Raw genomic sequence first — 10,708 nt, 5'->3', positions numbered from 1 at the left:
AGGCGAAGACCGCGGCGGCTGTCCAACTATTCGGAGTCTGCGCCATGGCGACGGTTTCGGCTCGTAATGCCATCGAAGAGCTGGACGAGCGCATCATCGATGTGCTGCGTCACCGTGTCGGCAAGGACGAACTCGCGGCCAAGGAACACGACTGGTACAGCGCCGCGATCCTGTCGCTGCGCGACGAGGTGATCGACAAGTGGATCGAATCCACGCGGCGGACCTACGGTTCGAAGCAGAAGCGCGTCTATTACTTGTCGATGGAATTCCTGATCGGCCGGTTGCTGCGCGATGCCGTCACCAATCTGGGACTGTCCGAGGCGATGGATAGCGCGCTTGCCCGGCATGGCCTGGACCTGGCGATGATCGAGGAGCTGGAACCGGACGCGGCGCTTGGTAATGGCGGCCTCGGCCGCCTCGCCGCCTGCTTCATGGAGAGTCTCGCGACGCTGGACATCCCCGCGTACGGCTACGGGATTCGCTACGTGAACGGGATGTTCCGCCAGCGCATCGACGACGGCTGGCAAGTGGAATTGCCCGAGAACTGGCTCGCGCACGGCAACCCTTGGGAATTCGAGCGGCGCGAGAGCTCGTACGTTATCGGTTTCGGCGGGGAAGTGACCGCGCAGGACGATGGCGTCGTCTGGCAGCCGGCCGAAGAGGTCGAGGCGACCGCGGTGGATACGCCGATCGTCGGATGGCGGGGCAAGCGGGTCAACACGCTGCGCTTGTGGACCGCAGCCGCGATCGACCCGATCAAGCTCGATGCCTTCAACGCGGGCGACCACATCGGGGCGCTGAGCGAACAAGTGCGCGCGGATGCGCTGGTGCGCGTGCTCTATCCGGCGGATTCGCATCAGGCGGGCCAGGAACTGCGGCTGCGGCAGGAGTATTTCTTCACCGCCGCCTCCATCCGGGACATCTTGCGCCGGCACATCCAGTACGAAGGCGACGTGCGCACGCTGCCGGACAAGGCAGCGATCCAGCTCAACGATACCCATCCCGCGATCGCGGTCGCCGAACTGATGCGTCTGCTGGTCGACGAGAACGGCCTCGAGTTCAACGAGGCCTGGACGATCACGCAGAAGACGATTTCCTACACCAACCACACGCTGCTGCCCGAAGCGTTGGAGAGTTGGCCGCTGCCGATGTTCGAGAGGATGCTGCCGCGGCACATGCAGATCATCTACGCGATCAACAGCCGGGTTCTGCGCGAGGCCCGCAAGGCCGGCTTCGACGATGCGACCGTCGCCCATATCTCGCTGATCGATGAGGACGGCGAGCGCCGGGTGCGGATGGCGAATCTCGCCTTTTCGGGATCGCATTCGATCAACGGCGTTGCCGCGCTGCACACCGAACTGATGAAGGAAACCGTCTTTGCGGACCTCCACAAGCTCTATCCCACGCGGATCAATAACAAGACAAATGGCGTCACGCCGCGACGCTGGCTGCAGCAGTGCAACCCAAGGCTGACCGAGGTCCTCAAGGACGCGATCGGCGACGCGTTTCTCGACGATGCGGCCAAGCTCTCCGATCTCGACGCCATGGCGACCGACGCCGCGCTGGGTGAGCGGATCGCCGCGGTGAAGCGGGCGAACAAGGGCGCACTCGCCGATTACATCAAGCGCACGATGGGCGTGCGGCTCGATCCCGATGCGATGTTCGACGTGCAGATCAAGCGCATTCACGAATACAAGCGGCAGCTGCTCAATCTGGTGGAGACGGTGGCGCTGTACGACCAGATCCGCAGCCATCCCGAGCGCGACTGGGTCCCGCGCGTCAAGATCTTCGGCGGCAAGGCCGCGCCCAGCTATCACAACGCCAAACTGATCATCAAACTGGCGAACGACATCGCCCGGCGGGTGAATTCCGATCCTTCGGTCGGCGGGCTGCTCAAGGTCGTGTTCGTGCCGAACTACAACGTCAGCTATGCCGAGCGGATCATTCCGGCGGCAGACTTGTCGGAGCAGATATCGACTGCCGGCATGGAGGCATCGGGCACCGGCAACATGAAGTTCGCGCTCAACGGCGCGATGACCATCGGCACGCTCGACGGCGCCAATATCGAGATCAAGGACCATGTCGGTGACGACAACATCGTCATTTTCGGGCTGACCGCGGCGCAAGTCGCCGAGCGTCGCGCGAACGGCTATGACCCGCGAGAGATCATCGAGGAGTCGCGCGAGCTGTCGCAGGCCCTGTCCATGATCGCCTCGGGCGTGTTTTCGCCCGACGATCCGGAACGCTATGCGCAGCTCATCGGCGGGATCTACGAGAGCGACTGGTTCATGGTCGCGGCCGATTTCGACGATTACGCCGCGGCCCAGCGCAAGGTCGATGAACGGTGGGAGGATGTCGCCGGTTGGCGCGCGGCGACGATCCACAACATCGCCAATGTCGGCTGGTTCTCGTCGGACCGGACGATTTCCGAATATGCGCGCGAAATCTGGAAGGTGACGTGAAGCCACCTCAGGAAGCCATCCAGGCCATCCTGCAAGGCACGCACGCCGATCCGTTCTCTATCCTGGGTATCCATGCCACGCCGGGCGGCGGCAGCTTCGTGCGCGCCGTGCTTCCGGGGGCGGAGCAAGTCGAGGTCTTTTCGCTCGACGGACGCCCGCTCGGCGAATTGTACCCGAGTGACGAGAGCGGGGTGTTCGAGGCGGATCTGCCGATCGAACCGCAACCGCTGCGCTACCGCTGCTCGGCAGGGGATGACGACTGGCTGGTGGCCGATCCCTATACGTTCGCGCCGGTGCTCGGGCCGGTCGACGATCTACTGATGGCGCAGGGGACTCATCTCCGCCTGTTCGACAAGCTGGGCGCCCATCTGATCCGGCATCAGGGCGCGGATGGTGTCCATTTTGCGGTCTGGGCGCCCAATGCCCAAACCGTCAGCGTGGTCGGCGACTTCAACGGCTGGGATTCGCGGCGCCACCTGATGCGTCACCGGGGCGATTCCGGCGTCTGGGAAATCTTCATCCCGGGGATCGAGGAATACCACGTTTACAAGTTCCACGTCGTCGGTGTCGATGGCGTGACCCGGCCGCTGAAGGCGGATCCCTTCGCCTTCGCGGCCGAAGTCCGCCCCAGCACTGCGTCGCTCACGATGGTCCCGGGCAAGCGCGACGAATGGGGCGATGCCGATCATCGCGAGCACTGGGCCTCGGTCGATGCCCGGCGTCAGCCGATCTCGATCTACGAAGTGCACGCGGGGTCGTGGAACCGCGACCGCTGGAACTGGTTTCTCGATTGGGACGCGATGGCGGACCAGCTGATCCCTATGTGGTCGACATGGGCTTCACCCATATCGAGTTCATGCCCATTTCCGAACACCCCTACGATCCCTCGTGGGGCTATCAGGCGACGGGTCTTTACGCGCCTTCGTCCCGTTTCGGCGAACCGGCCGGCTTCGCTCGTTTCGTGGATGGCGCGCATCGGGCGGGCATCGGCGTGCTGATCGACTGGGTGCCGGCGCATTTCCCGACTGACGAGCACGGGCTCGTCCGGTTCGATGGCACGGCTCTGTACGAGCACGACAATCCGCAACAGGGCTATCACCCGGATTGGAATACGCTGATCTACAACTTCGGGCGGCAGGAAGTGTCGAACTTTCTCGTCAACAACGCCTTGTTCTGGGCCGAACGCTATCATGTCGATGGCCTGCGCGTCGATGCGGTCGCCTCGATGCTCTACCGCGACTATTCGCGCGCTCCCGGCGAATGGGTGCCCAACGCACAAGGCGGGCGCGAGAACTGGGAAGCGGTCGAGTTCCTGCGCACGATGAACGCCAAGCTCCAGGCGAGCCATCCCGGCGTGATGACTTTCGCCGAGGAATCGACCACTTGGCCGAATGTCTCGCAGCCGGCGGATGCAGGTGGGCTGGGCTTCGGGTTCAAATGGAACATGGGCTTCATGCACGACACGTTGCAGTACATGCGGCGTGATCCCGAGCATCGCAGCCATCATCACGCGGACATAACCTTCGGACTGACGTACGCGTTTTCGGAAAACTTCGTGCTGCCGCTCAGCCACGACGAAGTCGTCCACGGCAAGGGCTCTCTGCTCGACAAGATGAGTGGCGACGATTGGCAGCGCTTCGCCAACTTGCGGGCCTATTACGGCATGATGTGGGGCTATCCGGGCAAGAAGCTGCTGTTCATGGGGCAGGAATTCGCCCAGCGCCGCGAATGGAGCGAGGAGCGCGCGCTCGACTGGCACTTGCGGCAGGCCCCGGCGCATGAAGGCGTGCGCCTCCTGGTCCGCGAACTCAATACGATCTACAAGCAGTATCCCGCGATGCATGCGCTTGATTGCGAGCCCGACGGTTTCGAATGGCTGATCGTGGACGACAGCGCGAATGCGGTTTTCGCTTGGTTGCGCAAGGCGCCGGGGGAAAAATCCATCGCCGTCATCTGTAACATGTCCTCCGCTCTGCTAACGCACTACAAGCTACCATTACCGCAGGACGGCAATTGGTGGGAAAGGATCAACACCGATTCCGCGATCTACGGCGGCAGCGGGCATGGGAATCTGGGGCGGGTGATTGCCAAGGATGGCAGTGCCCGTCTCACTCTGCCCGCGCTGTCGACGATCATGCTGGAATACGGCGGATGATCGATTGGAGAGGATTCGATGAGAAGACCGGTCGGACAACCCCTGGCGCGTGACGCCATGGCTTATGTCCTTGCGGGGGGGCGCGGTAGCCGGCTGAAGGAATTGACCGACAATCGCGCCAAGCCCGCCGTCTATTTCGGCGGCAAGGCGCGGATCATCGATTTCGCGCTGTCGAACGCGATCAATTCGGGGATCCGCCGCATCGGCGTCGCCACGCAATACAAGGCGCATAGCCTCATTCGTCACATGCAGCGGGCGTGGAACTTCATGCGCCCGGAACGCAACGAAAGCTTCGACATCCTGCCTGCCAGCCAGCGCGTGTCCGAAACGCAGTGGTACGAAGGCACAGCCGACGCGGTCTACCAGAACATCGACATCATCGATGCGCACCACCCCGAATACATGGTCATCCTTGCCGGCGATCACGTCTACAAGATGGACTACGAATTGATGCTGCAGGAGCACGTCAATTCGGGAGCGGACGTCACGGTCGGCTGCCTGGTCGTGCCGCGCGCCGAAGCGTCCGGTTTCGGCGTGATGCATGTCGATGAGAAGGACCGGATCACGGACTTCATCGAAAAGCCCGCGGATCCGCCGGAGATTCCCGACCAGCCCGGCATGGCGCTCGCTTCGATGGGGATCTACGTCTTCCACACGCGCGTGCTGTTCGAGCAATTGCGCCGCGACGCCGCCGATCCGGCGTCCGGTCGGGACTTCGGCGGCGACATCATTCCCTGGCTGGTCAAAAACGGAACCGCACAGGCGCACCGGTTCACCACGAGCTGCATCCGGGCCGCCGAAGAGATCGGCGAATACTGGCGCGATGCCGGCACCATCGATGCCTATTTCGACGCCAATCTCGATCTGACCGACGTCGTGCCGCAGATTGACATGTACGATCGCGAATGGCCGATCTGGTCGGATGCCGTGGTGTCGGCGCCCGCCAAATTCGTCCACGACGAGGAAGGCCGGCGGGGGATGGCGATTTCCTCGCTCGTCTCGAATGACTGCATCGTCTCGGGAGCGACGATCAAGCGCTCGCTGCTGATGACCGGGGTCAAGATGGGCAGCTATTCGAGCGTCCAGCAAGGGGTGATCCTGCCCTATTGCAACATCGGCCGCGGCGCGCGCCTGTCGCGCGTCATTATCGATTCGGGCGTGCGCATCCCCGAAGGCCTGGTGGTTGGAGAGGATCCCGAATTCGACGCCCAGCGCTTTCGCCGCAGCGAGAAGGGCGTGTGTCTGATCACCAAGTCGATGATCGACCGGCTCGCCGACTGAGCCGCGGCGCCGGAATTCCGAGCCAACGACGATGACGCTTCAGGTCCTTTCCGTCGCCTCCGAGGCCGTGCCGCTGATAAAGACCGGGGGCCTTGCCGACGTGGTCGGCGCGCTGCCTGCCGCGCTGGCCCCCCATGATGTCGAAGTGACCACTCTGCTGCCGGGGTATCCCTCGGTCCTCGCGGCACTCGACGAAGCGGACGCGGTGCATTCCTGGGACAGGCTGCTGGGCGAACCGGCACGGCTGCTGGCGGGGCAGCTCGGCGATCACCCCTTGCTCGTGCTCGATGCGCCGGCGCATTTCGAGCGCGAGGGGGATCCCTATACCGCGCCCTCGGGTAGCGACTGGCCCGACAACTGGCGGCGCTTTTGCGCGCTGGGCCAGGCTGCGGCGCAGATCGCGCGCGGCGTGGGCGCGGCGCCGGGCTTCGATCTTGTCCATGCGCACGATTGGCAGGCGGCGACGGCCCCCGCGTACTTGCGGTTCGCCTCCGACGCCGCCGAACGCCCGGTGCCCAGCGTGCTCACCGTTCACAACATGAGCTTTCAGGGCTGGTTCGATCCGGCCGTCTTCGCGGCGACCGAGCTGCCCGGCGAGGCGTGGTCGCTGGACGGGGTGGAACACCACGGCGGCTTCTGCATGCTGAAGGCAGGTCTGGCGCTAGCCGATGCGGTCAGCACGGTCAGCCCGACGTATGCGGCCGAGATCCGCAGCGCCGAGTTCGGTATGGGGTTCGAAGGTCTCATTCGCGCGCGAGGCGACGCCGTCAGTGGTATTCTCAACGGCATCGACGTCACGAGCTGGAACCCTGCGGACGATGCCGCGCTCGTATCCCCCTATGATGCGGACCACCTTTCACGCCGGCATGACAACAAACGCGCACTGGAAGCCGAGTTCGGCCTCGAGAGCGGTGAGGGCCCGCTGTTCGTCGTGATCAGCCGGTTGACCTGGCAAAAGGGCATGGATGTCCTGCTCGAATGCCTCGATCATCTAGTAGGGAACGGTGGCAGGCTGGCGCTGCTGGGATCGGGAGACGGTGCGATCGAAGCCGGCCTGCACGAGGCGGCGGCGCGCCATCCGGGGCGGATCGGCGTTCGCATCGGCTACGACGAAGCGCTGTCGCACCGGATGCAGGGCGGGGGGGATGCGATCCTCGTGCCTTCCCGGTTCGAGCCTTGCGGCCTCACGCAGCTTTACGGTCTCGCCTATGGCTGCGTCCCGGTCGTCGCGCGGACCGGCGGGCTGGCCGATACGGTGATCGATGCCAATCCTGCAGCACTCGCAGCGGGCGTCGCGACGGGGATCCAGCATGGCCCGGTCCATTACGACGAGCTGTGCAACGCGCTCACGCGCGCGGCCTCGCTTTATCGCCAGCCCGAAACGTGGCAGCACATGCAGCGCAACGGCATGGTCTGCGATTTCTCCTGGACGGCGAGCGGCCGCGCTTACGCCGATCTCTACCGGTCGCTCGTGCGATGATCCGGCCCGGCGCGCATGTCGATGCGAACGGAACCACGTTCGCCGTGCGGGCGCCGGATGCGGCGCAAGTCTGGGTCTGCGTGTTCGATCCCGATGGGGAGGCGCGACAAGAGATGACGCGCGAGGACGATTGGTGGGTTTATCGCGATCCACAGGACTTGGCCGGCCGGCTTTACGGGTATCGCGCCGATGGCGATTGGGCGCCGGAGCAGGGGCGCTGGTTCGATCCCGCCAAGCTGCTGGTCGATCCCTATGCGATCGAGCTCGACCGGCGCTTCGTGCAGGACCCGGCGCTTGCCACGTACGGTGCGGATACCGCGAACATCGTCCCCCGGTCGGTGATCCAGCCGGTTCGCGACCCCGTTGACCATACGCCGCCGAAGTTCGAACGCGGCGGGCTGGTCTACGAGCTCAATGTCCGCGCATTCACCAAGCTGAACCGCGCCGTTCCCGAAGAGCTGCGCGGAACGATCGCAGCGCTCGCGCATCCGGCGGTGCTGGCGCATTTTCGCAAGCTGAATGTCGCGGCGATCGAACTGATGCCGATCATCGCATGGATCGACGAGCGTCACTTGCCGCCACTGGGTCTCGCCAACGCCTGGGGCTACAATCCCGTGGCCTTGATGGCGCTCGATCCGGGCCTCTGCCCCGGCGGTGTCGACGAATTGCGCGACACCGTGGCGGCGCTGCATGCAGAAGGCATCGGCGTCATCCTCGATCTGGTGCTCAATCACACCGGCGAAAGCGACGTCTATGGCGGCGTGATCAGTCTGCGCGGGCTCGACGACAGCGCCTACGCCCACGCGCCTTCGGGCGAACTCATCAACGATACCGGTTGCGGCAATACGCTCGATTTCGCGCAGCCACACGTGCGAGCGTTGGCGGTTAAAACCTTGCGCCACTTCGTCGCGCAATGCGGCATTGACGGCTTCCGGTTCGATCTAGCCCCCATTCTCGCGCGTGGACCGGGCTTTGCCGCCGACGCGCCGATCTTCGCCGAGATCGAAGCCGATCCGCTGCTGCGTGACCGGGTGATGATCGCCGAACCCTGGGATATCGGACCCGGCGGCTACCAGCTGGGTCATTTCCCCGAAAATTGGCTCGAATGGAACGACCGCTTTCGCGACGATGTCCGCCGCTTCTGGCGCGGCGACGGTTCGATCGGCGCGCTGGCCACGCGGATCGCCGGATCCCGCGACATTTTCGGCCAGGGCGAAAGCCGCACGGTCAATTTCCTGGCCGCGCACGATGGCTTCACGCTGGCCGACACCGTGGCCTATGCCGAGCGTCACAACGAGGCCAACGGCGAAGGGAATCGCGACGGTCACGGCGAGAACTATTCCTGGAACTGCGGCGTCGAGGGCCCGACTGACGATCCGCACGTGCTTGCTGCGCGCGATGCGGATATCCGCGCGATGCTCGGCACGCTGTTCGCCTCGACCGGCACGATCATGCTGACCGCCGGCGATGAATTCGGGCGAAGCCAGCGCGGCAACAACAACGCCTATTGCCAGGATAACGATATCGCTTACGTCGACTGGGACCATCGCGACATCGAACTGGAAGACTTCGTCGCCGCGCTGAGTGCGACAAGAGCCAAGAACCTGAACCACTTTCGCGCTTTCCCCGAGGACGGAACCTGGCTCACCCCCGCGGGAGACCCAATGGACGCCGCCGATTGGGAACGGGAAGGGGCAGGCGCCGTGGTTTGGACGCACGTTTCGACACGCGACGATGAGACGGAGCGCGTCGAACTGGACATCGATCGTACGCGACGCCACGCGGAGTTCAGGAAAATTGGGCCCCGCGAAATCGATTAGGAGTGCGGCCTAAAGGTGCTGCCAGGACAATTCGGGAGCCGGACGTTACCACCATAGTGATGTGGTTTGATGTCAAGCGGAGGCAAAAGCGGTTTACTGCCGAATTGTGCAGTGCAATAGAACGTGCCGGGTATCGGCGGGTATTTGAAGCGGAGTCTGCATGAAAATCGCGATGGTGGGATCGGGCTATGTCGGCCTTGTCTCGGGGGCATGCTTTGCCGATTTCGGTCACGATGTCGTTTGCATCGACAAGGACCAATCGAAGATCGATCGGCTCCATGATGGCGTCATGCCGATCTACGAGCCGGGCCTCGATGCGCTGGTCGCCAGCAACGTTTCGTCCGGCCGGCTGTCGTTCACGACCGATCTGGCCGAAGGTATCGCCGGCGCGAGCGCGATCTTCATTGCCGTAGGTACGCCCTCGCGGCGAGGCGATGGCCATGCGGACCTTTCGTTCGTCCATGCCGTCGCCCGCGAAGTCGGCGAGAACTTGTCGAACGAAGCGGTGATCGTGACCAAGTCGACCGTGCCTGTCGGAACCGGCGACGCGGTCGAGCGGATCCTGGCCGAAAGCGGCACCAAGCATCGCTTCGCGGTCGTCTCCAATCCCGAATTCCTGCGCGAAGGCGCCGCGATCGGCGATTTCAAGCGGCCCGATCGGATCGTCATCGGCGCGGAAGACGAGTTCGGTCGGGAGGTCATGCGCGAGGTCTATCGCCCGCTGTTCCTCAACGAATCGCCGATCCTGTTCACCAGCCGTCGCAGTTCGGAACTGATCAAGTACGCCGCGAACGCATTCCTCGCGACCAAGATCACTTTCATCAACGAGATGGCCGATCTGTGCGAGAAAGTCGGCGCGAACGTGCAGGACGTGTCGCGGGGCATTGGTCTCGATGGCCGGATCGGCTCGAAATTCCTTCATGCCGGCCCCGGCTACGGCGGATCCTGCTTCCCCAAGGACACGCTGGCTCTGCTCAAGACCGCAGAGGACTACGAAAGCCCGGTACGGATCGTCGATGCCGTGGTCAAAGTGAACGATCTGCGCAAACGCGCGATGGGGCGCAAGGTGATCGAAGCGCTCGGCGGCGTCGAAGCCGCTCGCGGCAAGCGCGCGGCCATCCTGGGCCTGACCTTCAAGCCCAATACGGATGACATGCGCGATTCGCCGGCCATCGCGATTGCACAGACGCTCGAAGATGCCGGCGTTAAAGTCGCCGCGTTCGATCCCGAGGGCATGGAACTGGCGCGACCGCTCATGCCGGGTGTCGAGATGAAGGATGATTCCTACGCTGCGATCGAAGGCGCCGACGTGATCGTCATCGCCACGGAGTGGGACGCGTTTCGCGCACTCGACCTGAAACGTGTGAAGTCTCTCGCCGCGGCACCGGTGCTCGTGGATCTTCGCAATATCTATCAGCCTGATGATATGCGCGAAGCCGGCTTCACCTACATCTCGGTCGGCAGAGCCTGACGTTAAGCACGATCGCGCATTGCAAAGCCGGGCTCCGGC

5 protein-coding genes and 1 pseudogene are annotated in these 10,708 nt (G+C 63.9%); all 6 read left to right on the top strand.

Annotated features, from left to right (window positions below; all coding sequences use genetic code 11):
* The first annotated feature begins 44 nt into the window (after window positions 1–44).
* Window positions 45–2,462, top strand: a complete 2,418-nt coding sequence (locus GQO94_RS05170) for a glycogen/starch/alpha-glucan phosphorylase (protein ID WP_156840095.1) — start codon at window positions 45–47, stop codon at window positions 2,460–2,462.
* Window positions 2,459–4,617: pseudogene (gene glgB, locus GQO94_RS05165) on the top strand (1,4-alpha-glucan branching protein GlgB). Before GQO94_RS05170 ends, glgB begins: the two are co-directional and overlap by 4 nt.
* 18 nt (window positions 4,618–4,635) lie before the next feature.
* Window positions 4,636–5,898, top strand: coding sequence for a glucose-1-phosphate adenylyltransferase (gene glgC / locus GQO94_RS05160; RefSeq protein ID WP_156840094.1), 1,263 nt, complete (start codon window positions 4,636–4,638; stop codon window positions 5,896–5,898).
* A gap of 31 nt (window positions 5,899–5,929) precedes the next feature.
* Window positions 5,930–7,378, top strand: a complete 1,449-nt coding sequence (gene glgA / locus GQO94_RS05155) for a glycogen synthase GlgA (protein WP_156840093.1) — start codon at window positions 5,930–5,932, stop codon at window positions 7,376–7,378.
* A complete protein-coding gene (gene glgX, locus GQO94_RS05150; RefSeq protein WP_156840092.1) occupies window positions 7,375–9,198 on the top strand; it encodes a glycogen debranching protein GlgX in 1,824 nt (607 codons plus the stop codon). Before glgA ends, glgX begins: the two co-directional genes overlap by 4 nt.
* 160 nt (window positions 9,199–9,358) lie before the next feature.
* On the top strand, window positions 9,359–10,669 hold the full coding sequence (locus GQO94_RS05145) for a UDP-glucose dehydrogenase family protein (protein WP_156840091.1): 1,311 nt from the start codon (window positions 9,359–9,361) through the stop codon (window positions 10,667–10,669).
* Window positions 10,670–10,708 lie beyond the last annotated feature (39 nt).

This window comes from Novosphingobium aquimarinum (genome assembly GCF_009746585.1).
Lineage (GTDB): Bacteria > Pseudomonadota > Alphaproteobacteria > Sphingomonadales > Sphingomonadaceae > Novosphingobium > Novosphingobium aquimarinum.
The sequence above is the reverse complement of the archived record's forward strand: the minus strand, read 5'-3'. Positions and strand labels throughout refer to the sequence as shown.

Excerpts from the sequence above, each read along its gene's own strand:
- GQO94_RS05170 (WP_156840095.1), top strand. The coding sequence starts at position 45 with ATGGCGACGGTTTCGGCTCGTAATGCCATCGAAGAGCTGGACGAGCGC.
- glgC (WP_156840094.1), top strand. The coding sequence starts at position 4,636 with ATGAGAAGACCGGTCGGACAACCCCTGGCGCGTGACGCCATGGCTTAT.
- glgA (WP_156840093.1), top strand. The coding sequence starts at position 5,930 with ATGACGCTTCAGGTCCTTTCCGTCGCCTCCGAGGCCGTGCCGCTGATA.
- glgX (WP_156840092.1), top strand. The coding sequence starts at position 7,375 with ATGATCCGGCCCGGCGCGCATGTCGATGCGAACGGAACCACGTTCGCC.
- GQO94_RS05145 (WP_156840091.1), top strand. The coding sequence starts at position 9,359 with ATGAAAATCGCGATGGTGGGATCGGGCTATGTCGGCCTTGTCTCGGGG.